General features: G+C 67.2%; 31 protein-coding genes. 23 read left to right on the top strand and 8 right to left on the bottom strand.

Annotated features, from left to right (window positions below; genetic code table 11):
• Positions 1-10: 10 nt before the first annotated feature.
• Both KBY71_RS06705 and KBY71_RS06700 read right to left on the bottom strand, forming a co-directional pair.
• Positions 11-922: a Tab2/Atab2 family RNA-binding protein gene (locus tag KBY71_RS06705; protein ID WP_254928167.1), complete on the bottom strand. Its 912-nt coding sequence runs from the start codon at positions 920-922 to the stop codon at positions 11-13.
• Positions 919-2199, bottom strand: coding sequence for a S1 RNA-binding domain-containing protein (locus KBY71_RS06700; protein ID WP_254928166.1), 1281 nt, complete (start codon positions 2197-2199; stop codon positions 919-921). Before KBY71_RS06700 ends, KBY71_RS06705 begins: the two co-directional genes overlap by 4 nt.
• Before the next feature lie 49 nt (positions 2200-2248).
• Here KBY71_RS06700 and KBY71_RS06695 point away from each other — a divergent pair, with 49 nt between their 5' ends.
• Genes KBY71_RS06695 through folE form a run of 6 tightly spaced genes read left to right on the top strand, consistent with a single transcriptional unit; the run spans position 2249 to position 7488 of the window.
• Positions 2249-3067 carry a creatininase family protein gene (locus KBY71_RS06695; RefSeq protein ID WP_254928165.1) on the top strand — a complete coding sequence of 273 codons (819 nt, stop codon included), beginning with the start codon at positions 2249-2251 and terminating at the stop codon, positions 3065-3067.
• 43 nt (positions 3068-3110) lie between these two features.
• Positions 3111-3830, top strand: coding sequence for an aldehyde oxygenase (deformylating) (locus KBY71_RS06690; protein WP_254928164.1), 720 nt, complete (start codon positions 3111-3113; stop codon positions 3828-3830).
• A gap of 59 nt (positions 3831-3889) precedes the next feature.
• Positions 3890-4960 carry a long-chain acyl-[acyl-carrier-protein] reductase gene (locus tag KBY71_RS06685; protein WP_254928180.1) on the top strand — a complete coding sequence of 357 codons (1071 nt, stop codon included), beginning with the start codon at positions 3890-3892 and terminating at the stop codon, positions 4958-4960.
• Between the two features lie 54 nt (positions 4961-5014).
• Positions 5015-6004 carry an acetyl-CoA carboxylase carboxyltransferase subunit alpha gene (locus KBY71_RS06680; protein WP_254928163.1) on the top strand — a complete coding sequence of 330 codons (990 nt, stop codon included), beginning with the start codon at positions 5015-5017 and terminating at the stop codon, positions 6002-6004.
• A 9-nt stretch (positions 6005-6013) separates the two neighbouring features.
• The gene (locus KBY71_RS06675; protein ID WP_254928162.1) at positions 6014-6736 is read left to right on the top strand and encodes an SDR family oxidoreductase; all 723 of its coding nucleotides are present in this window, start codon (positions 6014-6016) and stop codon (positions 6734-6736) included.
• Between the two features lie 8 nt (positions 6737-6744).
• Positions 6745-7488, top strand: a complete 744-nt coding sequence (gene folE / locus KBY71_RS06670) for a GTP cyclohydrolase I (RefSeq protein WP_254928161.1) — start codon at positions 6745-6747, stop codon at positions 7486-7488.
• 4 nt (positions 7489-7492) lie between these two features.
• Here folE and KBY71_RS06665 read toward each other — a convergent pair whose 3' ends face one another.
• Positions 7493-8023, bottom strand: a complete 531-nt coding sequence (locus tag KBY71_RS06665) for a hypothetical protein (protein ID WP_254928160.1) — start codon at positions 8021-8023, stop codon at positions 7493-7495.
• 51 nt (positions 8024-8074) lie between these two features.
• Entirely contained in the window at positions 8075-8737 is a 663-nt protein-coding gene (locus KBY71_RS06660; RefSeq protein WP_254928159.1) for a phosphoribosylanthranilate isomerase, read from the bottom strand.
• Positions 8738-8798: 61 nt separating this feature from the next.
• Here KBY71_RS06660 and KBY71_RS06655 point away from each other — a divergent pair, with 61 nt between their 5' ends.
• On the top strand, positions 8799-10043 hold the full coding sequence (locus tag KBY71_RS06655; protein WP_254928158.1) for a site-2 protease family protein: 1245 nt from the start codon (positions 8799-8801) through the stop codon (positions 10041-10043).
• Positions 10044-10047: 4 nt separating this feature from the next.
• On the opposite strand, the gene KBY71_RS06650 is transcribed toward KBY71_RS06655, so the two are convergent.
• Positions 10048-10773 (bottom strand): lipoyl protein ligase domain-containing protein, encoded by a 726-nt coding sequence (locus tag KBY71_RS06650; protein ID WP_254928157.1) that lies wholly within the window; start codon positions 10771-10773, stop codon positions 10048-10050.
• A gap of 23 nt (positions 10774-10796) precedes the next feature.
• Here KBY71_RS06650 and KBY71_RS06645 point away from each other — a divergent pair, with 23 nt between their 5' ends.
• Positions 10797-11591, top strand: a complete 795-nt coding sequence (locus KBY71_RS06645) for a sulfite exporter TauE/SafE family protein (protein WP_315858532.1) — start codon at positions 10797-10799, stop codon at positions 11589-11591.
• Here KBY71_RS06645 and KBY71_RS06640 read toward each other — a convergent pair whose 3' ends face one another.
• Positions 11592-12065, bottom strand: coding sequence for a CRR6 family NdhI maturation factor (locus tag KBY71_RS06640; RefSeq protein WP_254928156.1), 474 nt, complete (start codon positions 12063-12065; stop codon positions 11592-11594).
• A 90-nt stretch (positions 12066-12155) separates the two neighbouring features.
• Between KBY71_RS06640 and psaM the strand changes: the two genes are divergently transcribed.
• From psaM to KBY71_RS06625, 3 genes are all read left to right on the top strand, one after another.
• Positions 12156-12260: a photosystem I reaction center subunit XII gene (psaM, locus tag KBY71_RS06635; RefSeq protein ID WP_106502470.1), complete on the top strand. Its 105-nt coding sequence runs from the start codon at positions 12156-12158 to the stop codon at positions 12258-12260.
• Between the two features lie 256 nt (positions 12261-12516).
• On the top strand, positions 12517-12861 hold the full coding sequence (locus KBY71_RS06630; RefSeq protein WP_254928155.1) for a hypothetical protein: 345 nt from the start codon (positions 12517-12519) through the stop codon (positions 12859-12861).
• 28 nt (positions 12862-12889) lie between these two features.
• Positions 12890-13864, top strand: a complete 975-nt coding sequence (locus tag KBY71_RS06625; protein ID WP_254928154.1) for a protochlorophyllide reductase — start codon at positions 12890-12892, stop codon at positions 13862-13864.
• Here the strand turns inward: KBY71_RS06625 and KBY71_RS06620 are convergent.
• Entirely contained in the window at positions 13861-14226 is a 366-nt protein-coding gene (locus tag KBY71_RS06620; RefSeq protein ID WP_254928178.1) for a hypothetical protein, read from the bottom strand. The genes KBY71_RS06625 and KBY71_RS06620 overlap by 4 nt on opposite strands.
• A gap of 350 nt (positions 14227-14576) precedes the next feature.
• Here KBY71_RS06620 and KBY71_RS06615 point away from each other — a divergent pair, with 350 nt between their 5' ends.
• Positions 14577-15326: a BMC domain-containing protein gene (locus KBY71_RS06615; RefSeq protein WP_254928177.1), complete on the top strand. Its 750-nt coding sequence runs from the start codon at positions 14577-14579 to the stop codon at positions 15324-15326.
• 21 nt (positions 15327-15347) lie between these two features.
• Here KBY71_RS06615 and rdgB read toward each other — a convergent pair whose 3' ends face one another.
• Positions 15348-15929, bottom strand: a complete 582-nt coding sequence (gene rdgB / locus KBY71_RS06610) for an RdgB/HAM1 family non-canonical purine NTP pyrophosphatase (RefSeq protein WP_254928153.1) — start codon at positions 15927-15929, stop codon at positions 15348-15350.
• Between the two features lie 287 nt (positions 15930-16216).
• Here rdgB and KBY71_RS06605 point away from each other — a divergent pair, with 287 nt between their 5' ends.
• The 11 genes from KBY71_RS06605 to KBY71_RS06555 all read left to right on the top strand — a co-directional run bounded on the left by KBY71_RS06605 (position 16217) and on the right by KBY71_RS06555 (position 25768).
• Positions 16217-17212 (top strand): sodium-dependent bicarbonate transport family permease, encoded by a 996-nt coding sequence (locus tag KBY71_RS06605; protein ID WP_254928152.1) that lies wholly within the window; start codon positions 16217-16219, stop codon positions 17210-17212.
• Between the two features lie 3 nt (positions 17213-17215).
• Complete coding sequence (locus KBY71_RS06600; protein WP_254928151.1) at positions 17216-17497, top strand: P-II family nitrogen regulator; 282 nt, start codon at positions 17216-17218, stop codon at positions 17495-17497.
• Between the two features lie 196 nt (positions 17498-17693).
• Positions 17694-18008 (top strand): BMC domain-containing protein, encoded by a 315-nt coding sequence (locus tag KBY71_RS06595; RefSeq protein ID WP_190388379.1) that lies wholly within the window; start codon positions 17694-17696, stop codon positions 18006-18008.
• A gap of 77 nt (positions 18009-18085) precedes the next feature.
• Positions 18086-19498, top strand: a complete 1413-nt coding sequence (locus KBY71_RS06590; protein WP_190388378.1) for a form I ribulose bisphosphate carboxylase large subunit — start codon at positions 18086-18088, stop codon at positions 19496-19498.
• Between the two features lie 128 nt (positions 19499-19626).
• The gene (locus KBY71_RS06585; protein ID WP_094559869.1) at positions 19627-19968 is read left to right on the top strand and encodes a ribulose bisphosphate carboxylase small subunit; all 342 of its coding nucleotides are present in this window, start codon (positions 19627-19629) and stop codon (positions 19966-19968) included.
• 118 nt (positions 19969-20086) lie between these two features.
• Complete coding sequence (locus KBY71_RS06580; protein ID WP_254928150.1) at positions 20087-22480, top strand: CsoS2 family carboxysome shell protein; 2394 nt, start codon at positions 20087-20089, stop codon at positions 22478-22480.
• 7 nt (positions 22481-22487) lie between these two features.
• Positions 22488-24029: a carboxysome shell carbonic anhydrase gene (locus tag KBY71_RS06575; protein WP_254928149.1), complete on the top strand. Its 1542-nt coding sequence runs from the start codon at positions 22488-22490 to the stop codon at positions 24027-24029.
• A gap of 1 nt (position 24030) precedes the next feature.
• Positions 24031-24330, top strand: a complete 300-nt coding sequence (locus KBY71_RS06570) for a carboxysome peptide A (RefSeq protein WP_254928148.1) — start codon at positions 24031-24033, stop codon at positions 24328-24330.
• Complete coding sequence (locus KBY71_RS06565; protein ID WP_254928147.1) at positions 24330-24581, top strand: carboxysome peptide B; 252 nt, start codon at positions 24330-24332, stop codon at positions 24579-24581. The genes KBY71_RS06570 and KBY71_RS06565 overlap by 1 nt, the downstream gene beginning before the upstream one ends.
• Before the next feature lie 63 nt (positions 24582-24644).
• A complete protein-coding gene (locus tag KBY71_RS15130) occupies positions 24645-25295 on the top strand; it encodes a BMC domain-containing protein (RefSeq protein WP_315858531.1) in 651 nt (216 codons plus the stop codon).
• A gap of 5 nt (positions 25296-25300) precedes the next feature.
• A complete protein-coding gene (locus KBY71_RS06555) occupies positions 25301-25768 on the top strand; it encodes a ferritin-like domain-containing protein (RefSeq protein WP_254928146.1) in 468 nt (155 codons plus the stop codon).
• Positions 25769-25947: the final 179 nt, after the last annotated feature.

Raw genomic sequence — 25947 nt, 5'->3', positions numbered from 1 at the left:
GCGCCTGGGTTCAGGCGTCAGGGAGGTCGCGCAGCAGCCAGAACCCCTCGAAGCGCTGGTCGTCTTCGCGGGCTTGGACGGCCAGGAATTGCAGGCCTCCAGCCTGCTGGCGGGCTGCGGCAAAGGCGGCTGCCGCGGCTTCGGCCTCATCGGCGGGCAGATCGCTCAGCAGCCAGCGGTCTTCCAGGCCGGCTTCCAGCACCAGCTGTTGGCCGCTGATCTCGAGGCGCACGGGCTCGAGCCCCGCCAGCCAGCCCGCCAGGGCCAGGGCACGGGCCGAGCTGAACAGACGAATCCCGAGTACCGGCACCTGGGGAGGCAGGCCCGCCGGCAGCGGCACCAGGCCGGCAAAGCCCGACTCCCAGTCCGCCGCCCCTGCCAAGGCCTCGAGGGGCAGGGTGGCCCAGGCCCAGCTTTCGCCCCGGGCCGCCTCCGGCAGGGGCACGGCGATGGGGCGGATCGGTTGGGGCGGGGGTGCCAGGGGGCCGGCCAGGTAGCCAGGCTCCTGGGGGTACACCTCCCGCTCCCGCTCCTGCAGCCAGCTCACCAGGGCGTAGGTGCGGCGGCTGGGAACCAGTTCCAAGCCCAGCCCCTCAGCAGCCCGCTGCACCATGGTGCGCATCGAGGCGCGCCAGCAGCGCAGGCGCCGTGGAGGCCCGAAGCCCTGCCCAGCGGCGGCCTCCAGGGCTTGCTCCAGCGCCTCCCGCAGCCAGATGGAATTGACGCTTGAGGCCGGGCAGGGCATCACCCAGCGAAAGGAGGGGCCCGAGCCCTCGCCACTGGCCTCCACCTGGGGGGTGGAGCAGATCAGCAGTTCCCAGCGCTTCTTGCCGTCGGGCTCGAGAATCGGCCGGGAGTAGTAGTCCAGCTCCCAGTCCGGGGCGGTGGTGAGGGTCACTTCGGCAGCAGGGGCCTCGCTCATCCCGCCCCTTGTTCCTGTTGGCGCAGCACGGAGCGGGCCCGGTTGGCCCGGTCGGCGGCTTCGGCCATCACCTTGTCGCGATCGATCAGCAGTTCGCCGGGCTGGCCCTCGAGCAGGGCCGTGTTGAGGGCGATGCGGCCCCGGCCTGGATCCAGCTCGGTGATCAGGGCCTGCACCCGATCCCCCTGGCCGAACACCTCGCGCAGATCGCGCAGTTGGCCGCCGGTGATCGCGGACTGGTGGAGCAGGCCGCTGACGCCGCCCAGATCGATGAACAGGCCATAGGGCTTGATCGACACCACCTGCCCCTCCACCAGCTGGCCCACCTCCAGGTTCTGGAACAGGGCGGCGGTGGCGGCTTTCTTTTCGGAGAGCACCAGCTTGCGGGTCTCCGGGTTCACCTCCAGGAAAGCGGCGCCGAGGGTCTTGCCCACCAGGGCCTCGTGGTTTTCGCCGTCTTGCAGCTGGGAGCGGGGAATGAAGCCGCGCAGCCCTTCCAGATCGCAGGTGATGCCGCCTCGGTTGAAGCCATTCACCTTCACCTGCACCACCTTGCCCTCCTTCTCCAGCTGCCGCACCTTCTCCCAGCTTTGGCGCAGGGCCAGGGCGCGGGCGCTGATGGTGACCATGCCGTCGGCGTTCTGCTCGCGGGTCACCAGCACTTCCACCTCCAGGCCCTTGGGGAAGCGCTCCTTGAGGTTGGTGATCACCCCGAGGCCGCATTCCTTCTTGGGCATGAAGCCTGGGGCCTTGCCGCCGATGTCGACATAAATGCCGTCGCTCTCCAGGCCAATCACCGTGCCCCGCACCACTTCGCCGGTGGTGCCATGGGGTTCGTGGTCGTCCAGGGCGGCCAGGAAGGCCTCCTCATCAAAATCAAAATCGTCGACGCTGCGCGCCGGCGTTGCCACGGCCTGGGCTGCCGCGGGGGTGACGGTCTTGGCCGGGCGCTGGCGGCCGGGGTCCGGTCCCAGCAGGTCGGCCATGGTGAGGCCCTCCATGGACCCCATGTCGAACAGCTCGTCGTCGCTCCGCTCAGGGGTGCGTGCGGAGGTGCGAACCGGCGCCGCCGGGGCTGGGCTGGGTGCCTGGGGGGCCGAGGCCGCCACGGGAGGCTCGGCCGACTCGGCGGGGGGAGCCGGGGTGGGCTCGTCCTTGCGGATCATCAGCACCTGGGGAGGCTTGCGCAGGGGCGCCACCGGCTGGGGCCTGGCGGCACCGGGGGGCACGGGCCGGGAGGACGCAGACGAGGGCGGTTGGCTGCCGGTACCGGCCATCTCCACTGGGGGCTGAGAGCTCCACACTGTAGGGATCAGTTCTGACGTGATGGAGCATTCGCGCCACCTGCAGCAGCTGGCCTGGCCCCAGGTCGAGCAGCTCGCGGCCCGACCCGGCAGCACGGTGGTCTGGCCCTGGGGGGCGGTGGAGCAGCACGGGCCCCACCTGCCCCTGGGCACCGACGCGCTCTTTGCCGAACGGGTGCTGGATGCGGTGTTGGCCCGCCTGGATGGGGCGTTGCCGGTGCTGCGGCTGCCGCTTCAGAGCATCGGCTTCTCCCCCGAACACCGCGGTTTCAGCGGCACCCTCAGCCTTCCCCCCCAGCTGCTGATCAGCCAGCTGGTGGCCGTGGGGCACGAGCTGGCTGCCGCGGGCTTTCAGCGCCTCGTGCTGTTCAACGCCCATGGGGGCCAGATCGCGCTGTTGCAGACGGCGGCACGCCAGCTCCGCTCCGAGCGCCCGGAGCTGGCCGTGCTGCCCTGCTTCCTCTGGAGCGGCCCTGAGGGTGTCGCCGCCCTGATCCCGGAGCCGGAGCGTTCCGCTGGGCTCCATGCCGGTCTGGCGGAAACGAGCCTGATGCTGCATCTGGCCCCCGAGCTGGTGGGCCCGGATCGCCCCCGCGATGGCGATCGGGGCGGCCCCATCCCCCCGGGGTGGAGCCTGGAGGGGCAAGCCCCTTTGGCGTGGCTCACCCAGGACCTCAGCGCTTCCGGGGTGATCGGCGATGCCGGCGGCGCGTCGGCGGCCCTCGGTGCCCAGTTGTTTGAGCGGTTGGTGGAGGGCTGGCGCCAGCGGCTGGACGCCCTGCTGCGCAGTTCGTGGCCGGGTTCTGACCGGGTGCCAGGCCACCGGCCAGATCCCAGCTGAGGGTGGTTACAGTCAAGGGATCTGTTCCGATCGCGCGGTAGCCATGGCCACCCTTGCTTCTCCAGCCGTGTCCGAGGCCTTTGCCGCCGACCAACTGCCCGACTTCAGCACCGACTCCTACAAGGACGCTTACAGCCGCATCAACGCCATCGTGATCGAGGGCGAGCAGGAGGCGCACGACAACTACATCTCCATCGGCAGCCTGCTTCCCGACCAAGCCGAAGAGCTCGCCAAGTTGGCCCGCATGGAGCTGAAGCACATGAAGGGCTTCACGGCTTGCGCCAACAATCTCGGCGTGACAGCCGACATGCCCTTCGCCAAGGAATTTTTCGCCCCCCTGCACGGCAACTTCCAGAAGGCCCTCGCCGAGGGCAAGGTGACCACCTGCCTGTTGATTCAGGCCATCCTGATTGAGGCCTTTGCCATTTCGGCCTACCACATCTATATCCCTGTCGCCGATCCCTTCGCCCGCAAGATCACCGAGGGCGTGGTCAAGGATGAATACACCCACCTCAACTACGGCCAGGAGTGGCTCAAGGCCAACCTGGACACCTGCCGTGAGGAGCTGGAGCAGGCCAACCGCGACAACCTGCCCCTGGTGCGCAAAATGCTCGAGCAGGTGGCCGGTGATGCGGCCGTGCTGCACATGGACCAGGAAGATCTGATGGCCGATTTCCTCACCTCGTACCAGGAGGCGCTGATGGAAGTGGGACTCACCTCCCGGGAGATCGCCAAGATGGCCGCAGCCGCCCTGGTGGGTTGAGGATTGGCCAGAGCAGACGTGGCAGGATGTAGCGTCCGCGACATCCTCTGGGGTTGCCCATGTTCGGCCTGATCGGTCACTCCACGAGCTTTGAGGAGGCCCGCGCCAAGGCCCGCACCCTCGGGTTCGAGGAGTTCGCTGACGGCGACCTGGATGTGTGGTGCAGCGCCCCTCCCCAGCTGGTGGAGCGTCTTCAGGTGACGAGCGCCACGGGCAAGACGATCGATGGGGCCTACATCGATTCCTGTTTTGTGCCGGAGATGCTCAGCCGGTTCAAAACGGCCCGGCGCAAGGTGCTCAGCGCCATGGAGCTGGCCCAGAAAAATGGCATCGACATCACGGCCCTTGGGGGCTTCACCTCGATCATTTTTGAGAATTTCAACCTGCTCAAGGAGCAGCAGATCCGCTCCACCACCCTTGAGTGGGAGCGTTTCACCACGGGTAACACCCACACCGCCTGGGTGATTTGTCGTCAGGTGGAAACGAATGCACCCCGGCTCGGCATCGACCTGGCCCAGGCCCGTGTGGCGGTGGTGGGAGCCACCGGTGACATTGGCAGTGCGGTGTGCCGCTGGCTGAGTCAGCGCACCGGCGTGAAGGAGCTGTTGCTGGTGGCCCGCCAGCCCCAACCGCTGCTGGATCTGCAACAGGAGCTGGGCGGTGGGCGCATCCTCAGCCTGGACGAAGCCCTGCCGGAGGCCGATGTGGTGGTGTGGGTGGCCAGCCTGCCCCAGACCCTGAGCATCGACGCCGAGAACCTCAAGTCGCCCTGTCTGATGATCGATGGCGGCTATCCCAAAAACCTCGACTCCAAGGCCAATGGGGAGGGAATCCATGTGCTGAAAGGAGGAATTGTTGAGTTCTTCAGCGACATCACCTGGCAGATGATGGAAATGGCTGAGATGGACAACCCCAAGCGTCAGATGTTTGCCTGCTTTGCTGAGGCCATCCTGCTTGAGTTTGAAGGGATCCACACCAACTTCAGCTGGGGTCGAAACAACATCACCCTCGAGAAAATGGACTTGATTGGTGCGGCGTCCCAGCGCCATGGTTTCCACACCCTCGGCCTCACCCTGCCTTCCGATCCCGCCCCGGCCGACCACACCCAGCCAGCCCTCACCCCGGCCTGACCCCGCCAACCCCTTTCGGGTTGCTTTCCCCTTCCCCCTCCCGACATCCCCGCCATGGCCCGTCGCGCCCTGCTGGAGTTCGAAAAACCACTGGTTGAGCTCGAGGAGCAGATCGAGCAAATCCGCCAGCTGGCGCGGGATTCAGAGGTGGATGTGAGCCAGCAGCTGCTGCAGCTCGAAACCCTGGCCACCCGCCGCCGCAAGGACATTTTCGATGCCCTGACGCCCTCCCAGAAAATCCAGGTGGCCCGCCATCCCCAGCGGCCCAGCACCCTGGATTACATCCAGGTGATCACCGACGAGTGGCTGGAGCTGCATGGCGATCGGCGCGGCAGTGACGACCGGGCGCTGGTGGGTGGCGTGGGCCGCATCGGCGATCAGGGGGTGGTGCTGCTCGGCCATCAGAAGGGGCGCGATACCAAGGAGAACGTGGCCCGCAACTTCGGCATGGCCTCGCCCGGGGGCTACCGCAAGGCGATGCGGCTGATGGAGCACGCCGATCGGTTTCGCCTGCCGATCCTGAGCTTCATTGATACCCCTGGCGCCTATGCCGGGGTGCTGGCGGAGGAGCAGGGCCAGGGGGAGGCGATTGCCGTCAATCTGCGCGAGATGTTCCGCCTGCGGGTGCCCATCTTGGCCACCGTGATCGGGGAGGGTGGCTCCGGTGGCGCCCTGGGGATCGGCGTGGCCGACCGCCTGCTGATGTTCGAGCACAGCGTCTACACCGTGGCCAGCCCGGAGGCCTGCGCTTCGATTCTCTGGCGGGATGCCGGCAAGGCGTCCATCGCGGCGGAGGCCCTCAAGATCACTGGCCCGGATCTGCTCAAGCTGGGCATCGTCGATCGGGTGCTTCCGGAACCCTCCGGCGGCAACCACTGGGCGCCGCTGCAGGCGGCGGAAACCCTCAAAACCGCCCTGCTGGAGCAACTCGCCGAGCTCCAGCTCCTCAGCGAGCAGCAGCTGATCGACCAGCGCTATGCCAAGTTTCGGCGCATGGGTCGCTATCTCGAGAGTGAGGCCCAGGACCCGTCTCGCAGTTCGTAGGCCCGCACCTTGCCTGACCCCACTCCTGTCGCGCTGATCTCCGGGGCTTCCCGGGGCATCGGCGCTGCTGCTGCCCGATGCTTTGCCGCCGCCGGCTACGACCTGCTGCTGCTGGCCCGCTCGGCGGCGGACCTGGCTGCCCTCGCCGCTGAGCTGGCCCCGCTGGGCCGTCGCGTCGAGACCCTGGCCCTCGATCTGGCCGATCCCGCCGCCATTGGGCCGGGCCTGGACCAGCTCTGTGGTCGGGGACTCACCCCCTCGGTGGTGATCAACAATGCGGGCATGGCCTACACGGGCTCCCTGGCGGAGATGCCATTGGAGCAGTGGCAGCGGCTGATGCAGCTCAACTTGACCGCCGTCTTCCAGGTCTGCCAGGCCCTACTGCCGCGGTTGCGGGCCACGGGGGGCGGTCACATCATCAACGTGAGCAGCCATGCCGCCCATCACGCCTTTCCCGACTGGGGCGCCTACTGCGTCAGCAAGGCCGCCCTGGGCTCCCTGGGGCGCTGCCTGGCGGCGGAGGAACGGTCCCATGGGATACGGGTCAGCACGCTCACCCTGGGTGCGGTGAATACGCCACTCTGGGAGAGCGAAACCGTCCACAGCTCCTTCGATCGCCGTGCCATGCTTGAGGCCGAGCGGGCGGCCGAAGCCCTGCTGTATCTGGCCCAACAGCCCGCCACTCTGGTGGTGGAAGACCTCACCCTGATGCCGGCCGCCGGCGTGTTCTGAGCCCCTTCATGACCTCCACCCTGCCGTCCAGCCTTCCCTCCCGTGCCAGTGCTCCGGATGCGGCGCCCTTGCCGGTGAGCCTGCGGATCCGCGAGCGCCTCGATGCAGCCGGCGTGGCCTACCTCGCCAACGACAACATCTCAGCCCACCTCAAGGATGGTGAGCTGGATCAGCTGGAAATCGAAGTGGCGGGCAAGGTGCGTGAGCTGCTGCGCAGCTTGGTGATCGATATCGACAAAGATCACAACACCGAAGAAACCGCCGAGCGGGTTGCTCGGATGTATCTCCATGAGGTGTTCAAAGGTCGTTATCACGAGCAGCCCAAGATCGCCAGTTTCCCCAACGTCAAAAAGCTCGACGAGATCTATACGGTCGGACCGATTTCCGTTCGCTCAGCCTGTTCCCATCACTTGGTGCCGATTCTCGGCAATTGCTGGATCGGGATCAAGCCTGGCGACCGGGTGATTGGCCTGTCCAAATTCTCCCGCGTTGCCGACTGGGTGTTCTCCCGTCCCCACATCCAGGAAGAGGCGGTGATGATCCTGGCTGATGAGATTGAGCGCCTCTGCGAGCCCCAGGGGCTGGCGATTCTGGTCAAAGCCCAGCACTACTGCATGAAGTGGCGCGGTGTGAAGGAGCCCCAAACCAGCATGGTCAACTCGGTGGTACGCGGTGATTTCCGGGTCGACCCGAGCCTCAAAGCGGAGTTCTTTGAGCTGGTGAAGCAACAGGAATCCATGTTGTCCACCTGATCCCTCAGGGCGACGGCCGCACCGGACCCACCACTGGGGAGGCCTGGCGATTCGCGCCGCCACCGGGGACCGTCACGGCCACCACCACCATCACCTGGGCTGAGATGTCCTCCGGCTGCAGCACGTAGGTGGGGCCTGAGGCCCCTGTGATCAACAGCCACTGCGAGGCTCCCGGTGTGCGCCGGTACCAGTGGAAGGCCTGGGGTGGCAGGGCGGCCAGCGCGTCGGCCACCGCCGTGGCCTGCAGAAGCTGGCCCTGGACTGCCGCACCCTGGAGTTCCAGTTGCTGCAACCCGTCGATCTGCTGCTGGACGGCGCTTTCCTGTTGCAGGTCGGTGGAGATCTGCTGGCGCAGGGCCCGGATCTGGCTTTGGGGATCGGCGCTCACCCCCGGGACGCAGGAGAGCTGACCGTCCACCAGCTGGCAGCCCACCAGGTCCTGGGCCTGCAGGGGCGTCACCGGGCCCGCCAGGGTGCTGGCCGCCATCAGGCTGAGCAGCAGGGCCTGGTGGAGGGTGGTGGTGGGACGGGGCATCGGCCGGGGAATCGGGAATGGGTTCCCCGATCCTGACCCCAATCGCGCCCCTCAACCAGCGGCCGGTCCTGAAACCTGCTGAATCGCTGCCACCAGCGCGGCCACCTGGGCCAGGTCCTTCTCCCCCGGCGAGCGCTCCACGCCGCTGGAGGCATCGAGGCCCGTGGGCCTGAGCCGAGCCAGCACGGGCTGCACCCGATCGGCGCGCATGCCCCCGGCCAGCCACCAGGGGAGTGGGGGTGCAAAACCCTCCAGCCACTCAATCGGGATGCGATGGCCCGATCCGCCCAGCTGGTCCGGCACCCAGGCATCCAGCAGCAGGGCGTCCACCACGCTGGCGTAGTCGGCAGCCCGTTCCAGATCGGCTGCTGTGCGGATGCGCAGGGCCTTCCACAGCTCACAGCCGAGTTGCTGGCGCAGGTGTTGGCAGCGCTCCGGCGTCTCCGCGCCATGCAGCTGCACCACCGTGTGGCCATGGCCTGCCTCCAGCTCGGCCAGCTGGCGGTCGTCGGGATCGGCCACCACCAGCACCCCCCGGCAGGAGGGGGCTGCCGCCTGCACGGCTCCAAACAGCATCGGCCGCAGCCCCGCCTCCAGAAACCTCGGCGTGCCCTCCACCCCGATCACGCCGATCGCATCCACTCCCAGGCGGGCAACGGCGGCGGCCTGATCGGCACTTCGCAAGCCGCAGATCTTGAGCAGGGGGGGCGTCATGGGGGAGGGGCGCCGGCGGGCATACCTTTCTAGGATTAGCGCTCTGACGCCCTGGGGGGCCGTGGGGGAAGGCTGGCAACTGTTCAAGATCCGCGGCATTCCCCTGCGCATCCATCCCAGCTGGTTCGTGATCCTGGCGCTGGCCACGGCCGCCTTCCAGCAGCACTACAGCCTTAGCCTTAAGGATCCGGTCAGCGCGACGGTGCTGTGGGGGCTGGGCCTGGCCACGGCGGTGCTGCTGTTTGTCTCCGTCCTGCTGCACGAGTTGGGCCACTCGCTGGTGGCCCTGGCCCAGGGGGTGCAGGTGCGCAGCATCACGTTGTTTCTGCTGGGCGGCGTGGCCAGTGTGGAGCGGGAATGCAGCACCGCCCGGGGTGCCTTGATGGTGGCGGCCGCGGGCCCGGCGGTGAGCCTGGTGCTGGGCATCGGATTGCTTGCGGGCACCCACGGGGCCTCCCACCTGTCGCCGTTGCTCGGCGCGATGGTGTATCAGCTGGGCAGCCTCAACCTGGTGCTGGGGCTGTTCAATCTTTTGCCAGGCCTGCCTTTGGATGGCGGCTTGATCGTTAAGGCCCTCGTTTGGCAGGTCAGCGGCAGTCAGCGGCGGGGGGTGGAGGTGGCCAATGGCTGCGGTCGCTTCCTCGCGCTGATGGCCATTGGCCTGGGGGCCGTGTTGCTGTTGCGGGGAGCGGGCCTGGGGGGAGCCTGGTTGATGTTGCTGGGCTGGTTTGGCCTCGGGGCGTCCCGAAACCAGCGCCAGATGCTCGCCCTGCAGCAAACGCTCAACGACCTCAAGGTGCGCGATGCGGCCGGCCGTCGCTTCCGGGTGTTGGAGGCGTCGGGCCGGTTGCGGGAGCTGAGCCAGATCCGCCTCTCCCAGACCGCGGAGATCGATCAGGGTGATTGGCTGTTGGTGTGCGATCGCGGCCGTTGGCAGGGGGTCATCGATGACCGGCCGCTCCAGGAGTTGCCCGTGCAGCGTTGGGATAGCGACCGGATCGGCGACCACCTTCAGCCGCTCTCCAGCCTGCCGTCCATCCAGGAATCGGCACCGTTGTGGCAGGCCGTGCAGCAACTCGAGGACAGCGGCCGCAAGCGCTTGCTGGTGCTCAGTCCGGCCGGGTTGCCCAGTGGCACGATTGAGCGCCCCGAGCTGGGGGAAGCGGTGCTGGCCAAGCTGGGTTTGCGCCTGCCGCCGCCCCTGCTCGAGGCGGCCCGGCGTCAGGGCACCTATCCCCTGGGTCTGGCCCTGCCGCAGGTGGTGCGCTCGATGCTGGCCTCGGGCGAGGCCAGGGCCACGCCCTGAGGCCTCAGCCTTGAATCTCAACGCCGTACCCACCGCGGCGGGTGCCGATGGTGGTGACCTCGGCGGGGTCCAACGGCCGCAGGCTGCTGCCGCTCCCGGCCGTCGGTAAGGACGCCAGGGCGATCTCCGTGAGCAGGTTTTCCAGTGCGCTGGCGTCGAGGGGCAGCGGCGGTAGCTGGGGGGGAGGGGTCCTGAAGACCAGCTCCCAGAGGTCGGATGGTGGATCCAACAGGATGGAGCCGTGCTGGAGAAGGCAGCCGCCCCGCCAGAGCTGGGCACTGCCGATGCGCTTGGCGCCGCAGCCATGCACCAGGTCGGCGGGGGTGCTGGTGGCGAAGCAGCTGCTGCGCTGGGAGCTGGCGGCCTGGCGGCCTGGCTCCAGGGGGAGCCCCATCCGAGCAAAGGCCTCCAGCAGCCAGCCGCAGGCCTGGGCGTAGGCCCGTGGGCGGTTCGCCACCGCTTCCGGCCAGACCAGGGCATAGGTGAGCTCGCCGGCGTGGAGCACGGCCCGGCCGCCGCTGGGGCGACGGACAAGGTCGATCACCCCGGCCGCCGCCAGTTCACCCCAGTGGGGTTCGAGGCTGCGTTGGTGGAATCCCAGCGACAGGGTGGGACGCTCCCAGCGGTAGAGCCGAAAGGCCGGTGCCCGCTGCTCCAGCAGCCAGCCATCAATGGCCATCTGCCAGGTGCCCGCCAGGCAGCTCGTGGGCAGCCGGCGCAGGGGCGGCATGGGGGATGCTGAGGGGGCCTGCATTGCTCCAGATTGCCCCGATGCTGTGGAGCCTGCTGCCCTATTTGCCCCTGGGCCTGCTGGCGGGGCTGTTGTCGGGGCTGCTGGGCATTGGCGGCGGCCTGGTGTTTTCGCCGTTGCTGCTGCTGATGGGCCTCGACCCGCACCAGGCCCTGGCCACCAGCACCCTGGCCATCGTGCCCACCACCTGTGGCGGCACCTGGGCCCACCTGCGCAGCCGCAGCCTGCCCTGGCGGGGGTGCCTGGCGATCGCCCTGGGCTCGGCCCTCGGCGCGGCCCTGTTCAGTCACGTGGGCTTCGGGGTGCAGGGTTGGCTGTTGTTGACCCTGCAGGCCCTGATGTACGGGGTGCTGGCCGTCACGATCCGCGCCCATTCGGGCCTGGTGGCGCCGGCTGGGGCGTCCTGGAACTGGGGAGGGCTCGCCGGCGTGGGGTGCGTGGCAGGTTTGGGCACCGGCATGCTCGGCGTGGGTGGCGGCTTGGTGATGGTGCCGCTGATGGTGCGGTTTCTGCAGGTGCCGATTCATCTGGCGATCCGCTTCAGCACCCTGGCCGTGCTGGTGTCTGCCTCCGTGGCCTCGGTGAGGTTTCTGGGGGATGGCCGGGGATTGCTGCCCGTTGGCCTGGCCCTTGGGGCCACCGCAGCCCTGGCGGCCCGCTGGTCCGCCTCCCGCCTGGACCGGGTGGGTGACGGCGCCCTGGTGTGGATGCTGCGGGCCCTCACCGTGCTCCTCGCCCTCGATAGCGGCCGACGGGCCCTGGCCCTGGTGCTCTGGCCCGCCAGCCCGGGCCTGTAATCAGGCGGGGGGCAGATGGTTCCAGAAGCTGGCGTCGAGCTCAAATCCGAGCACCGCGGCCATCTGGGCGAGACCCTGGCGGATGCTGAGGCCGTTCTGGCGGGCCCAGGCATCGAGACCGAACAGGCGGTGGGTGATCCAGAGCTCGAGGGCCTCGGGGGCAAACCGGATGCCCTCCGTGCGGCTGAACTGGTGGGGCAGCAGCATGGCCCCGTGACGGGTGAGCTGGCCACTGCTGCGTTCGAGCAACAGGGGCAGCCAGGGACATTCCGCATCGGCCCGCAGGGACCAGAGCCGCAGCTCCGGAATCTCTGACAGTTCCCGGGGGTCATCGCTGGCGCGGGGCCACTGGAAGTGGAGCTCCAGGGAACCGGCTTGCTGCACCAGCTCAGCGGCCCCCAGGCTGGCCCAGGGCTGCAGGCTGGCCAGATCCAGGCTGCGGATTTGCTGTTCGGAGATCTCCAGGAACGCCATCAAGAGCTGTGACAGCAGGGCCGCGCAAGGGTGGACCGTAGCCACCGAAGGGCAAAGAATGGAGCGCATCCCGTCAATTCCCGAACCTCCATGGTTTCCACACTCAGCCAGGCCGAAGTGTTGATTGCCCTGGTGGTGGCCGCCCATGCGGGCGTGCTGGCTGTGCGCCTTTGCTTCAGCCTCTACAAGGCCTGATCGCCCTCCCGGCCCCTTGGCAAGTGGGGGCGGGGCCGCTAGAAGCGTGCAGGCCCCCGTGGGGCTCTGGTCCATTGGTGTCACCATGTCGCCTCTCCCCACTTCAGGCCCAAAACCGGCTTCGACGGCCAGGCCGGCCCAAGCCCCAGGGCGCTCCGCCCGTCGTGCTGACGGGCAGCGTTCTGGCCGCCAGAGTGCAGACCAGCAGCGTTCGGCTCCTCGGCCAGCCCCATCTTCCGGGCTGGCGGCTGTGGCCATGCCCAGCGGTGACGTGGCGATGCAGCAGGGGCTTTCCAGCGAGCGGCAGGAGCTCCTCTGCAGCGTCATCGGCCTGGTTGTGAAAGTGGGCCTGGTGCTCGTGGCCGGAGTCAGCCTCGCCCGCCTGGCCACGGCCTATCAGGAACGGATGGAGCGCCAGGGTGAGCTTGCCGCCGTGCTCGACCTGGAGCGGGCCAAGCTCGCCAAGGCACGGGAACGGTTTGACCACCTGTTCATGGTGGATGGGGAGCAGCGCCTGATCCGCGAGCAGAACCAGTGGATTGCCCCCAACCGCCTACGGGTGGTGTGGCAAGGCTCTGAAGGCGGTCGCTCCAACCCGTAAGTTAAGGCCCGTTTTCACGACGGGTTCGATGGCCGAAGCTGCTGGTGCCGGAACGGTTCTGATCACCGGGACCACCTCGGGAGTTGGCCTCAATGCCGCCAAGGCCCTGGCTGACCGGGGCTGGCATGTGGTGACCGCCAACCGCGATCCGGTGCGGGCAGCGGCCGCTGCTGAAACGCTGGGCATCCCCCACGGCCAGCTCACCCACCTGCGCATCGACCTCGGCGACCTCGACAGCGTGCGGGTGGGGGTGGAAACCCTCGTGGCTTCCCTGGGGCGCCCGCTCGACGCGCTGGTGATCAATGCCGCCGTCTACAAGCCCCGGCTCAAGGCGCCGGAGCGGTCCCCCCAGGGCTACGAGATTTCGATGGCCACCAACCACCTCGGCCATTTCCTGCTGATTCAGTTGCTGCTGCCGGATCTGCAGCGCTCCACCCATCCCTCACGCCGGCTGGTGGTGCTGGGCACCGTCACGGCCAACTCCAAGGAGCTGGGGGGCAAGATTCCCATCCCCGCGCCGGCCGATCTGGGCGCTCTGGCCGGTTTCAAGGCGGGCTTCAAGGCCCCGATCGCCATGGCCGATGGCAAGCCCTTCAAGCCCGGCAAGGCCTACAAGGACAGCAAGCTCTGCAACATGATCACCACCCAGGAGCTGCATCGCCGTCTGCATGCTTCCACGGGGCTTGTGTTCAGCTCGCTCTACCCCGGCTGCGTGGCTGATACGCCCCTGTTCCGGAATGCCCCCAAGGCCTTCCAGAAGATCTTTCCCTGGTTCCAGAAGAACATCACCGGTGGCTACGTGAGCCAGGCCCTCGCCGGTGAGCGGGTGGCCCAGGTGGTCGCCGATCCCGCCTTCGCCGCCTCCGGGGTGCACTGGAGCTGGGGCAACCGCCAGAAGCAGGGCGGCAAACAGTTCAGCCAGGAGCTCTCCGACAAGGCCAGCAACCCGGGCACGGCCCAGGGCGTTTGGGACGAATCGATGAAGCTGGTCGGGCTGGCCTAGAAGCGGCGGCGGAAGGCGTCGTCGCTGCGAGCAGCCGTCTCGTCGAGCCGGCTCAGCTTCCACACATTGCGGCTGAGGCGGCGGGCCTTGAGGCCGCCGCGTTCCACGGCCTCACTGGTGGGCCGGATCCCCAGCAGCTGGGTCACTTCCGAGGTCGTGAGGGGGGCCCCGGTCTGGAGGGCCAGCTGGGTGAGCTCGAGGCGCTGACGCAGGGCTGCCAGATCGGCCTGGCCACCGTCCTCGGCCTCGGACCAGATCCAGGGCAAGTCCTGCCCCGACCCGGCCATCTTCTGCATCAAGCCGAGCCCGATGAACGCCAGGGCCTGCTCGGGCTTGACGCCCTGGGCGGCCGCCTGGGCCATCCACTCCGGTACGGCGCCCTCGGCGCTGGGGTCGGTGTGGGGCATGGGTTCGGCCTGGGCCGCCTTGGTGCGGCTGCTGGTGTTGGACGCGGAGGCACTGGAGCTGGTGCGTCTGGTGGCCATGGACCCGTCCCATCAACGTTGGCCGGACGGTACCGGCTCCATCCGGATGGGCAAGGGGCGGGGGGACCAGGGTTAAGATCCAGCCGCAGCTGAGCCGATGAACGGGCAGTTGCCAGAAGGTTCCTCCCTTGCCAGCCCGCCAGCCCTCTCGTGAAGACCTGGCGACCCGTCGCCGGCAGGAGGGGCTGTTGGGCCTGTCCGCCGGGCGGGCTCCCTCCCGATCAGCGATGGGCTCAGCCCGATCGGGCTCCCTTATCACGGGCACCCAGGTGGACTCCGACAGCGACGGGGCCAGCTGTGTCATCACCACCGACAGCGAGGGCTCACGCCTCGCCCGCCAGTCCAGCCATGTGCAGTCGATCGAGCTGCGCACCTACGTCTTTCTCGATTCGCTGCAGCCCCAACTGGCTGCGTACATGGGCACGGTGAGCCAGGGCTTTCTGCCGATTCCCGGCGATGCCTGCCTCTGGCTGGAGGTGTCCCCCGGCATGGCCGTGCACCGGGTCACGGATATCGCCCTGAAGGCCAGCACCGTGCGCCTCGGCCAAATGATTGTGGAGCGGGCCTTTGGCTCGCTGGCGCTCTACCACCGCGACCAGAGCAATGTGCTCCATTCGGGCGATGTGGTGCTCGAGGCGATCGGCAATCGCAAGGAGGACCGCAGCCGCGCCGAGGTGAGTTGGACCGAGATCATTCGTGCGGTCACGCCTGACCACGCGGTGTTGATCAACCGCCAGAACCGCCGCGGTTCGATGATCCAGGCCGGCATGAGCATGTTCATTCTCGAAACCGAGCCGGCTGGCTATGTGTTGATCGCGGCCAACGAGGCCGAGAAGGCGGCGAACATCACCGTGGTGGATGTGAAGGCGGTGGGGGCCTTTGGACGCCTCACCCTGGCGGGCAAGGAGGGGGATGTGGAAGAGGCGGCCGCTGCTGCCATGCGGGCGATCAACCACATCAACAGCAGCGCGCGCTGAGCTGCTCGGGCTGGAGCCCGTTCAGCCTGGGATCCCCAGCAGGCGACGCAAGTCCGGGGCCAGCTGCCGAGCGGCCTTGCCGCGACTGCCCAATTTGGCCTTGAGGTGCGGACCCATCAGGGCATAGGAGCTGCCGGCCTCGCGCACGTAGAAGAGGCTGTCGTAGCCCGGTCCATGGCCCTCGGGTTCCCGCAGGATCTGCCCCCGGCAGATGCCCTCGGCTTCGGCCCGGATGGTGCCTGAGGGATCGGCGAGCACCATGGCGCTGCGGAAGCTGGCCCCCCGATAGAGGGAATCCCCCAGCTCCTTCAACAGCCGATGGATGCGCTCGTGGTCAGTGGGGCCGTAGCGGGCCGAATAGATGCCCGGCGCACCGCCGAGGGCATCCACCTCGATGCCTGAGTCGTCGGCGAGGGCCCAGGTGCCGGAGAGCCGGGCCACCGTCTCAGCCTTGAGCCGGGCGTTCTCCAGATAGGTGGAGCCTGTCTCCTCGATCTCCAGCCCATCGGGCTGCTGGTGCACCTCCAGACCGACCACGTCGAGCATGGCGCTGATCTCCGCCACTTTGTGGGGGTTGCCACTGGCGATGACCAACGCAGGCATCGATGGGCCACGGGGGAGGCCATTGTGTCGCAACACCAGCCCAGGGGCGCCCTTCTCCAACGCCCCGACAGGGAGCGCAAGATCGGATTCAAATTGGGGGGAACCGGCTGGGTTGAACATTCCACCCCCTGAATGGCTCCAGGGGTGCCGGTTCCGGGGAAACCGTAGGCATAAATGCCGGGTTTTTTGTCGCCAGGGCTGAATTTTGAGCGGCCGCTGACAGCACGTTCCCCCGATCGACCTACGGTTGCGGCAGGCCTGTAGCGATCCCGCTGGAGTTTGGAGCCATGGACTCAAGCCTGATCCTGCAGAACCTGCTCTCCCCTCCGGTTCTGTTTTTTTTTCTGGGGGTGATTGCGGTGCTGGTGGGTTCCGATCTGGAGATTCCATCGCCCCTCCCCAAACTCTTCTCGCTCTATTTGTTGCTGGCCATCGGCTTCAAGGGGGGTCTGGAGCTTCAGCACAGCGGCCTCGGCGGGCAGGTGCTTCCCACCATCGGTGCGGCGGTAGCGATGTCGCTGGTGGTGCCGCTCTACAGCTTTCTGGTGCTGAAGACCCGGTTTGATGGGTTTAATGCCGCCGCGATTGCGGCCACCTACGGCTCGATCAGTGCGGTCACCTTCATCACCGCCGAGAGCTTTCTGGAAACCCAGAAGTTGCCCTTCGATGGCTTCATGGTGGCCGCGCTGGCCCTGATGGAGTCGCCGGCGATCATCGTGGGCCTGCTGCTGGTGACCCTGGCTGCCCCCCAGAAGCGGCCCGACGCAGCGGGCATGCGCTGGGGAGCGGTGCTGCGTGAGGCCTGCCTCAACAGCTCCGTGTTCCTGCTGGTGGGCAGCCTGGTGATCGGCCTGTTGGTGGCGGCCTACAGCCCTGCCGGCATCACCAAGATGGAGCCCTTCAGCGACAAGCTCTTCTATGGAGCGCTGAGCTTCTTTCTGCTCGACATGGGCATCGTGGCGGCCCAGCGGATTCGGGATCTGCGTCAGGCCGGAGCCTTCCTGATCGCCTTCTCCGTGTTGATGCCCCTGTTCAACGCCGTGGTGGGCGTCCTGATTGCGCGGGGGCTGGGCCTGGGGCCCGGCAATGCCCTGCTGTTCGTGGTGCTGTGTGCCAGCGCCTCCTACATCGCCGTTCCGGCGGCCATGCGCATGACCGTGCCGGAGGCCAATCCCAGCCTTTACATCTCCACGGCCCTGGGAGTCACCTTCCCCTTCAACATCATCGTGGGCATCCCCATCTACATGGCTCTGGTCAACACCGTTCTTCCCGCCGCTCCCTGACCCATGAAACGCGTTGATCTGATCCTGAGCGAACGGGAACTGGATGCGGTGCTCAAGGCCATTGATGCCGCTGGAGCGCCGGGCTACTCGGTGATCAAGCACGTCACCGGCAAGGGCCCCCACGGATGGGTCTCCGAGGCCATGGATTTCAGCGGCCTGGGGGCCAATGCCCACGTCATCGTCTTCTGTGAGGCGGAAATCCTGCCCAAATTGCGGGAAGGCATCCAGCCCTTGCTGGATTACTACGGCGGCGTGGCCTATGTGGCGGATGCCGAGCCGCTCTGAGAGGTTCCGCGCAAAACCCTTGCCAGCACTGCATCGGCAAGCATTGCCTAACGAATTGTGATGCACTGATCAGCGTGGCTTATCTGAACGCGTGGTAACGGTGATGGCGAGACGGGCCCAAATGGCTTGACGGGGGGTTTGCCTGCCGACCATGGTTGCGAGCGAACATTCCACCCCCCTCCTCCAGGAGCAGGTAATGGCAACTGAAACCATGGGCATCGCCCTCGGCATGATCGAAACCCGGGGTCTGGTCCCCGCGATCGAGGCGGCTGACGCCATGACCAAGGCCGCCGAAGTGCGCCTGATCGCCCGCGAATTTGTCGGCGGCGGTTACGTCACCGTGATGGTGCGCGGTGAAACCGGCGCCGTGAACGCAGCCGTGCGCGCTGGCGCCGATGCTTGCGAGCGCGTTGGCGATGGCCTCGTGGCGGCCCACATCATTGCTCGTCCCCACCGTGAGGTGGAGCCGGCTCTGAACGGCAGCGCCGGTTTCACGGGTTCCAAGGACTGAGTGGTGTAAGGCCTGAGCGCTGAACCGTTCGGCACCCACAACCATTCACCTTTTTCGACCCAACCGGAGAATCACTCATGGCTAAGAAGTACGACGCCGGGGTCAAGGAGTACCGCGACACGTATTGGACTCCTGATTACGTCCCCCTAGACACCGACCTGCTGGCCTGCTTCAAGTGCACCGGCCAGGAAGGTGTGCCCAAGGAAGAAGTCGCCGCAGCTGTGGCCGCAGAATCCTCCACCGGCACCTGGTCCACCGTGTGGTCCGAGCTCCTCACCGATCTCGACTTCTACAAAGGCCGTTGCTACCGCATCGAAGACGTTCCTGGCGACAAGGAATCCTTCTATGCCTTCATCGCCTATCCCCTTGACCTGTTCGAGGAAGGCTCCATCACCAACGTGCTGACCTCCCTGGTCGGCAACGTGTTCGGCTTCAAGGCCCTGCGCCACCTGCGTCTGGAAGACATCCGCTTCCCGATGGCGTTCATCAAGACCTGCATGGGTCCCCCGAACGGCATCGTCGTGGAGCGCGACCGGATGAACAAGTACGGCCGTCCCCTGCTGGGTTGCACCATCAAGCCGAAGCTCGGCCTGAGCGGTAAGAACTACGGCCGGGTGGTGTACGAGTGCCTCCGTGGCGGTCTCGACTTCACCAAGGACGACGAGAACATCAACTCCCAGCCCTTCCAGCGCTGGCAGAACCGTTTCGAGTTCGTGGCTGAAGCTGTGAAGCTGGCCGAACAGGAAACCGGCGAGAAGAAGGGGCACTACCTCAACTGCACCGCCGCCACTCCTGAGGAGATGTATGAGCGTGCCGAGTTCGCCAAAGAACTGGGCCAGCCCATCATCATGCACGACTACATCACCGGCGGCTTCACGGCCAACACCGGTCTGGCCAAGTGGTGCCGTAAGAACGGCATGCTGCTGCACATTCACCGTGCCATGCACGCGGTGATTGACCGTCACCCCAAGCACGGCATTCACTTCCGTGTGCTGGCCAAGTGCCTGCGTCTCTCCGGTGGTGACCAGCTCCACACCGGCACCGTGGTCGGCAAGCTCGAAGGCGACCGTCAGTCGACCCTCGGCTACATCGACCAGCTGCGCGAATCCTTCGTTCCCGAAGATCGCAGCCGCGGTAACTTCTTCGACCAGGACTGGGGCTCCATGGGCGGCGTGTTCGCCGTGGCCTCCGGCGGTATCCACGTGTGGCACATGCCCGCCCTCGTGGCCATCTTCGGCGACGACTCGGTGCTGCAGTTCGGTGGTGGTACCCACGGTCACCCCTGGGGTTCCGCCGCTGGTGCTGCTGCCAACCGGGTGGCTCTTGAGGCCTGCGTCAAGGCCCGTAACGCCGGTCGCGAGATCGAGCGTGAAGGTCGCGACATCCTTCTGGAAGCTGCGAAGCACAGCCCCGAGCTGGCGATCGCCCTGGAGACCTGGAAGGAAATCAAGTTCGAGTTCGACACCGTCGACAAGCTCGACGTCAACTGAGGTTCGTCGGTTGGGAATGGGCGGCTTCCGACTCTTCGGTGCCCCCGTTCTCGCCCAGACCGCTCCAGTGAACGCGATCCGAACCCTTGGAATCAGGGTTCAACCATTCCATCCACAACAGGATCCCCATGCCTTTCAAGAGCACCGTGGGTGACTACCAAACAGTCGCCACCCTGGAGACCTTCGGCTTCCTCCCGCCGATGACCCAGGACGAGATCTACGACCAAATTGCCTACATCATTGCCCAGGGTTGGAGCCCGCTCGTTGAGCACGTCCATCCCAGCAATTCCATGGCGACCTACTGGTCGTTCTGGAAGCTGCCCTTCTTCGGCGAGAAGGATCTGGGTGTGATCGTGAGTGAGCTCGAGGCTTGCCACCGCGCCTACCCCGACCACCACGTGCGCCTGGTGGGCTACGACGCCTACACCCAAAGCCAGGGTGCCTGCTTCGTGGTGTTCGAAGGTCGCTGATTCTCAGCACCCTGTGGGGTCCTGGTTGAACACCGGGACCCCCATCCCCTTTCTTCGCGGGTCGGTTCGCGCTGCGGACTGATCGCACCTTTTCAGAAATTCCATTCGACGGGCGGACATGGCCAGCACATCCAGCCGGGAAGCAGCTCTGGAGCGCCGTAGGGCCCTCACCAACGGTGGCAAGAAAGCCGCCAGCCGGTTCACCTCCGGTCCGAGCCGTGTGCGCTCGGTGGAGGATGCCCGGCCTACCCGTACCGCTGCTGCTGCGGTTGAGTCCGCTCCCACGGCCCCAACTCCAGCTGCGGCCAGGGCCGCAGCGCCTGCCGCCCCCAGCCGCAGCCTGGCGGCTCCATCCAGCGGCAGCCACCGCACTGCAGCCCGTCCGATCGCCAACCCCAGCCGCGATCTGGTGCTAGCTCGGCGTGAAGCCCTCTCCAAGCGCGGCAAGCGTGCCGATTCCTCCACCGATCGCACCCGCACCGATCTGGCGAAATCCGCCCCCGCAGCTGTCACCCCCGCTCCGGCGGCTCCTGCGGCTGAAAAGCCCTGCAAGTGTCTGGGCGAATCCCGCCAAGCCGCTCCGGCCCTGAGCAGCCTCAGCAGCCGCGCCGGCCAGGGCGCCGAACGCCGCTCCACGCCGAAGCGCACCGCCCAGCGCGATCCCAGTCGGGCCCTGGTGCTGGCCCGTCGCGAAGCCCTCTCCAAGCGCGGCAAGTCCGCCAACACGCCCAGGAGCACCACGGCGGCGACCGTGTCCCGTCAGGGCAACCCCGACATGAGCGCCCGCGAGCTTTCCCAGAAGGTGCGGGAGCTGCGGGCCAAGGTTGGCAGTGCCGGCTCCTCCCGCAGTGGTGGGACCCGCCCCTCCGGCCCCAATCGCCATGGCGCCAAGCAATCCGCCGCCAGCGACGCCCATTGGAAAGTGGGTGTGAGTGAAACCAGCTCCGGCCAGGTGGTCACCGGCACCCAGGCCAACCGCTCCGCCAAGACCACCGGCAACGAAGCGGCCACCTGCCGCGCCATCACCGGCACCGAGTATCTCGGCGCCGAGGTGTTCCAAACCTTCTGCCAGAGCGGTCCCGTCGCTTCCCAGCCCGCCAAGGTGCGGGTCACGGCCACCACCCATGGCAACCGGGTCACCGGCAACGAAGTCGGTCGTTCCGAAAAGGTCACCGGCGATGAGCCCGGCACCTGCAAAAACGTCACCGGCACCGAATACGTGTCCGCCAACCAATCCGCCGCCTACTGCGGCGGCACCAACCCCTCCCCCCGCAAGGTGGGCCGCAGCCAGACCCTCGGCGGCCAGCCTGTCTCCGGGGTGATGGTGGGCCGTTCCAGCAAGGTGACCGGCGATGAGCCCGGTTCCGGCAAGCAGCTCACCGGCACCCAATACGTGGCTGATCAAAGCCAGGTGACCGGCCGCGCCCCCACCAAGGTGGCCAGCCTGCACACCCTCCGCGGCACCGGCATCACCGGCACCCATGTGGGCCGCAGCGAGCACGTCACCGGCGATGAGCCCGGCAGCTGCCGTCTGGTCACGGGCGATGAATACGTGGGGAGCCAGCAGTACGCCGACTTCTGCGGCACCAAGCCCGCTCCGGAGGCCCCCAAGGTTGGCTTCAGTGTCACCAACAAGGCCCAGGTGGTGAGCGGCACCCGCACCGGCCGCTCCACCAACGTGACCGGCGATGAGCCCGGCACCTGCAAGGTGGTCACCGGCACCCCCTACGCCGGCCTCGAGCAGGCAGGGGATTTCTGCAACGGCAAGGCCGTGGGCGCCATCCGCCAACGCACTCCCGTGCGGGGCTCCAATCGGATGAGCGGCATCCAGCCCGGGATCGGCGGGGTGATGACCGGCGCTGAGCGTGGGGCCTGTGAGGCGGTCACCGGCACCCCCTACATCGGCAACGACCAGCTGGTGGAAGCCTGTGGTGCCGCCGCTGCGCAGGACGCCGATTTCCCCCAGGCCCTGGATGGTGGCCAGCCCTGGCAACAGTTCAGCATTCAGTCGCCCGCTAGGGCGGCCCAGGTGGGGCGAGAACGCAGTGGCTCCGTCACCGGCAACAGCTACGAGCAGGGTGGCAGGGTTACCGGCCCTTTTGACATGGCCGGTGACAAGGTCACCGGCACCGAGCAGTTCCGTTTCGACCGCCGCGGTTCCCAGCTCTCCCGCGGTCCGATCGAGCGTGCTCCGATTCAGCGCAGCCCCATGGCAGCTCCCGTGAGCGTCGATGAGGATGCCCGACCCATCTCCCGGGTCACCGGCGAAGGGATCTCGGCTGGACTGAAGATCACCGGCGACGATTGGGATCGGGGTGAGCGGGTCACGGGAACGGAGGGTGTCTCTGCCCGCCGTCGCAACCCGACCCGTCCCGGTTCGATGGCGGCCATGCCGGCGTTCCAGGCCAAGCGCAATGAGGAGCGTCCCGAACCGGTAAGCCGGGTCACCGGGTCCAGTGGCAACACCACCGCCGGTTCCCTGATCACCGTCTCCGGCGGAGCCCGCGGCTGAATCCCTGATGCCCCCCCGTCGCTCGTCCACTCCCTATCGCCCCCTGGCTCCGACGGCTCCCCGCCGTCGCCCCAGCGGCGCCAGCACGGGCGAGCCCTCCCTGGCCCTCGCTGGCGGACGCATGGGAAGGGCGGGAGCGGTGGGTCTCCATCCCCTCACGGATCGTCAGGCCAATGCGACCCTGCAGGCCTACGACGAGCAGGTGAAAGGAGCCTTCGATCGGATCGTGCCCGTGCTCAAGCGCCTTTCCGCGCTCCAGCACGAGCCTGATTTCATCGAGCAGGCCCAGCGACTGGCCCGGGCTGAGCTGGGCTTTGAGCTCCCCCTGCCGATCCTGGAGAAGGCCTGGGTGAGCCAATTGGACATGCGCACCCTGTTTGCCTGGTGCCTGTTCGAAACCTACGAGCAGACCAGCGACGCCTTCTTCCAGCACGATCCGTTGGCGGGCAAGCCCGGCAGTCCCGCCGGTGAAGCGTTCAATGCGTTTCTGCTCTCCTGCGGTTTTCACCTGCTCGACATCACGCCCTGCGCCGATGGCCGACTGGCCCATGCGGTGGCCTATGCCCTGAGGGTTCCCTTCAGTTCGGTGCGGCGCCGCTCCCACGCCGGGGCCCTGTTCGATGTCGAGAACACGGTGAATCGCTGGGTGAAGACCGAGCACCGCCGCTACCGCGAAGGGCTGCCCAATCCAGCCCACGACGACACCCGCTATCTGAAGGTGGTGCTTTACCACTTCAGTTCCAAGGATCCCCAGCACGAAGGGTGCGCCGCCCACGGCAGCGATGACGCCCTGGCGGCCTCCTGTGGCCTCTCACGGCTCAAGGATTTCCAGCAGGCGGTGGAAAACAGCTTCTGCTGCGGAGCGTCGGTGGATCTGCTGTTGATGGGCATCGACACCGATACCGACACCATCCGCCTGCATGTGCCCGGCATGGACGGCAGCACCAACCTGGAGCGTTGGCTGGACGCCCAGGCGGTCTATGACGCCACCCGGCATCTCAATCCCGAGGAGGGCCGCGCCCGCATCCTCGCGATGGTGGAGCAGGCGGCCGCCAGCAGCCCCGATCCCGGCATGGTGAAGCTGATTGCCCGCCTGCTGGAGCACAACCTCTCCCAGATCGATTACGTGCGCCAGGTGCACGGCGGCAGCTACGCCGATGCCGGCCACGCCGAACGCTTCATCGGCGTGGGAATCGGTTTCAAGGAGATCCACCTGCGCAATCTCACCTACTTCGCCTACATGGACACGGTGGAAGAAGGCGCGCCGGATCTGGATGTGGGCGTGAAGATCTTCAAGGGTCTGAATGTCTCCCGTGGTCTGCCGGTGCCCGTGGTGGTTCGCTTCGATTACAACAGTCAGGTGCCGGGCGCCCGGGAGCGGGCCATCCGCAACTGTGAGCGGGTGCAGGCGGCCATGGAAAACCGCTATCCCGACCTCTTTGAACAGGGCTTGCTGCATGCCCTGCTCACCGTGCGGGATCAGGACCGCCACACCCCAGCTGAGGCGGTAGGTTCCACCATCACATTCGCGAGCGGAGGAGGGCACTGACATGTTGATCTGCAAGGTGATCAAGCCGCTGGTTTCCACCAACCGCATTCCCGATTTCGAGCACAAGCACCTGCAGGTGGTGCTCGACGGCAGCACCCAGAAGGTGGCCGTGGATGCGGTGGGCTGCATCCCCGGTGACTGGGTGATCTGCGTGGGCAGTTCCGCGGCCCGTGAAGCGGCCGGCAGCAAGTCGTACCCGAGCGATCTGACGATCGTCGGCATCATCGACCACTGGGATCCCGAGGCGGGCAAGGCCCCCTCCCCGGCTGCTCCTTCGACACCAGCGGGAGGGGCCAAGTAATGGAAATCATGCAGGTCACGGGCTCTTTGGTGTGCACCCAGCGGGTGCCCGGTCTCGAACACTCCAACCTGCGCGTGCTGCGCACCCCCAAGGGCAAACTCAGCGTCGCCGTCGATCCCGTTGGGGCCTCCCCGGGCAACTGGGTGTTTACCGCCAGCGGCTCGGCGGCGCGCTTTGCCTGCGGCAATCCCGAGGTGCAGACCGATCTGACGATCGGCGGAATCATCGATTTCTGGGAGCCAGACGGCTAGGCCGTTCGGGTAGCTCGCTACCCGGTCGTCCTGTCATCCCACCAGCCCCCAACCCCCTGAGCCATGGCCACCCCCACTCCCCGACCCACTCCCAGCGCAGCTGCCGCTGCCAAACCCGCCCCTGCGGCGGCAGCGGCAGCTGGCACCACGCCGGCGACTGGCACGGCGGCGGCTGGCTCAACCCCTGCGGCAGCGGCCCCCAAGGCCCTGCCGGCAGCGGCGGCCAAACCGGCTGCAGTGGCTAAAGCCGCTGCGAAACCGGCGGCCAAGGCAGCTCCCAAGGCTGCCGCCAAGGCCAGTGGCGGCCGTGCCTCCAGCACGACCCGTCGCTCCAGTGCCACCCCATCCGGTACCGGCGGCGGCGCCGGTACCAACCGTCCATCCACCCCTTCGCGCAGCAACGCCATGGCTCCTTCCATTCAGGGCATCGCCCTCGGCATGATCGAAACCCGTGGCTTGGTGCCGGCGATTGAAGCCGCTGACGCCATGACCAAAGCGGCTGAAGTGACCCTGATCGCCCGCGAGTTCGTCGGCGGCGGCTACGTCACCGTGATGGTCCGCGGCGAAACCGGTGCGGTGAACGCCGCCGTTCGCGCCGGTGCCGATGCCTGTGAGCGCGTTGGTGACGGCCTGGTGGCAGCCCACATCATTGCCCGTCCCCACAGTGAAGTGGAGCCTGCCCTCACCGGTACCGCCACCATCCGCCGTCTCTGATCCCCATGGGCGCCGTTCATCCGCGCGTCCTGGGTTATCTCGGTCGCGCCCTGAGCCTTGAGCTCTCTGCCGTTCAGCAGTACATGACCCAGGCCTCCCTCGTGGAGCTCTGGGGCAATGCTGAGGCGGCCACCCGTTTCCGTCGCGAAACCGTGGAGGAACTGCAGCACGCCGAGCAGATTGTGCAGCGGATGCTGGCCTTCGGGGTGGCACCGGCTGCCTCCCAGCTGCGGCCCGTGGGCCATGCCCCCGATCTGGCGGGCTTGCTGCGGCTCGACCTCGTCCTCGAGGCCGACCTGATTCAGCATTACGCCGAGGCGGTGCGCTTCTGCGTGCTCGTGGGCGATGGTGCCAGCGAGGCTTTCTTCCACGGCCTCTGGACGGACGAACAACATCACGGTGAGGAGCTGGGCGCTTGGCTGCGCAGCCTGGCCCCCAACCACGATCCGTCGATGGATCGGGCCACCTTCTAGTTCCCGGATTCCGCGGCTGGCTTCTAGAGTCCGCCGCCGGCTGACCTGTTCCCTTCGAACACCGCCGATCGACGGCCTTCCCTCCCCCCTTTGTTCGCCCCACCCCTGCCACTTCCGATCCAACTCGCCTGGTTGCTCCCCCTCTACGGGTTCTGCGGCATGGTGTTGTCGCTGCCCTG

The organism is Cyanobium sp. T1B-Tous (assembly GCF_024345475.1).
Taxonomy (GTDB): domain Bacteria; phylum Cyanobacteriota; class Cyanobacteriia; order PCC-6307; family Cyanobiaceae; genus Cyanobium_A.
Note: the sequence above shows the minus strand (reverse complement) of the source record. Positions and strands in the feature narration are given on the sequence as shown.

Excerpts from the sequence above, each read along its gene's own strand:
- KBY71_RS06685 (WP_254928180.1), top strand. The coding sequence starts at position 3,890 with ATGTTCGGCCTGATCGGTCACTCCACGAGCTTTGAGGAGGCCCGCGCC.
- KBY71_RS06575 (WP_254928149.1), top strand. The coding sequence starts at position 22,488 with ATGCCCCCCCGTCGCTCGTCCACTCCCTATCGCCCCCTGGCTCCGACG.
- KBY71_RS06580 (WP_254928150.1), top strand. The coding sequence starts at position 20,087 with ATGGCCAGCACATCCAGCCGGGAAGCAGCTCTGGAGCGCCGTAGGGCC.
- KBY71_RS06585 (WP_094559869.1), top strand. The coding sequence starts at position 19,627 with ATGCCTTTCAAGAGCACCGTGGGTGACTACCAAACAGTCGCCACCCTG.
- folE (WP_254928161.1), top strand. The coding sequence starts at position 6,745 with ATGACCTCCACCCTGCCGTCCAGCCTTCCCTCCCGTGCCAGTGCTCCG.
- rdgB (WP_254928153.1), bottom strand. The coding sequence starts at position 15,929 with ATGCCTGCGTTGGTCATCGCCAGTGGCAACCCCCACAAAGTGGCGGAG.
- KBY71_RS06565 (WP_254928147.1), top strand. The coding sequence starts at position 24,330 with ATGGAAATCATGCAGGTCACGGGCTCTTTGGTGTGCACCCAGCGGGTG.
- KBY71_RS06630 (WP_254928155.1), top strand. The coding sequence starts at position 12,517 with ATGCCCAGCGGTGACGTGGCGATGCAGCAGGGGCTTTCCAGCGAGCGG.
- KBY71_RS06665 (WP_254928160.1), bottom strand. The coding sequence starts at position 8,023 with ATGCCCCGTCCCACCACCACCCTCCACCAGGCCCTGCTGCTCAGCCTG.
- KBY71_RS06600 (WP_254928151.1), top strand. The coding sequence starts at position 17,216 with ATGAAACGCGTTGATCTGATCCTGAGCGAACGGGAACTGGATGCGGTG.
- KBY71_RS06615 (WP_254928177.1), top strand. The coding sequence starts at position 14,577 with ATGGGCTCAGCCCGATCGGGCTCCCTTATCACGGGCACCCAGGTGGAC.
- KBY71_RS06660 (WP_254928159.1), bottom strand. The coding sequence starts at position 8,737 with ATGACGCCCCCCCTGCTCAAGATCTGCGGCTTGCGAAGTGCCGATCAG.
- KBY71_RS06605 (WP_254928152.1), top strand. The coding sequence starts at position 16,217 with ATGGACTCAAGCCTGATCCTGCAGAACCTGCTCTCCCCTCCGGTTCTG.
- KBY71_RS06590 (WP_190388378.1), top strand. The coding sequence starts at position 18,086 with ATGGCTAAGAAGTACGACGCCGGGGTCAAGGAGTACCGCGACACGTAT.
- KBY71_RS06640 (WP_254928156.1), bottom strand. The coding sequence starts at position 12,065 with ATGGCGTTCCTGGAGATCTCCGAACAGCAAATCCGCAGCCTGGATCTG.
- KBY71_RS06680 (WP_254928163.1), top strand. The coding sequence starts at position 5,015 with ATGGCCCGTCGCGCCCTGCTGGAGTTCGAAAAACCACTGGTTGAGCTC.
- KBY71_RS06705 (WP_254928167.1), bottom strand. The coding sequence starts at position 922 with ATGAGCGAGGCCCCTGCTGCCGAAGTGACCCTCACCACCGCCCCGGAC.
- KBY71_RS06650 (WP_254928157.1), bottom strand. The coding sequence starts at position 10,773 with ATGCCGCCCCTGCGCCGGCTGCCCACGAGCTGCCTGGCGGGCACCTGG.
- KBY71_RS06555 (WP_254928146.1), top strand. The coding sequence starts at position 25,301 with ATGGGCGCCGTTCATCCGCGCGTCCTGGGTTATCTCGGTCGCGCCCTG.
- KBY71_RS06625 (WP_254928154.1), top strand. The coding sequence starts at position 12,890 with ATGGCCGAAGCTGCTGGTGCCGGAACGGTTCTGATCACCGGGACCACC.
- KBY71_RS06570 (WP_254928148.1), top strand. The coding sequence starts at position 24,031 with ATGTTGATCTGCAAGGTGATCAAGCCGCTGGTTTCCACCAACCGCATT.
- psaM (WP_106502470.1), top strand. The coding sequence starts at position 12,156 with ATGGTTTCCACACTCAGCCAGGCCGAAGTGTTGATTGCCCTGGTGGTG.
- KBY71_RS15130 (WP_315858531.1), top strand. The coding sequence starts at position 24,645 with ATGGCCACCCCCACTCCCCGACCCACTCCCAGCGCAGCTGCCGCTGCC.
- KBY71_RS06700 (WP_254928166.1), bottom strand. The coding sequence starts at position 2,199 with ATGGCCGGTACCGGCAGCCAACCGCCCTCGTCTGCGTCCTCCCGGCCC.
- KBY71_RS06695 (WP_254928165.1), top strand. The coding sequence starts at position 2,249 with ATGGAGCATTCGCGCCACCTGCAGCAGCTGGCCTGGCCCCAGGTCGAG.
- KBY71_RS06620 (WP_254928178.1), bottom strand. The coding sequence starts at position 14,226 with ATGGCCCAGGCGGCCGCCCAGGGCGTCAAGCCCGAGCAGGCCCTGGCG.
- KBY71_RS06595 (WP_190388379.1), top strand. The coding sequence starts at position 17,694 with ATGGCAACTGAAACCATGGGCATCGCCCTCGGCATGATCGAAACCCGG.
- KBY71_RS06690 (WP_254928164.1), top strand. The coding sequence starts at position 3,111 with ATGGCCACCCTTGCTTCTCCAGCCGTGTCCGAGGCCTTTGCCGCCGAC.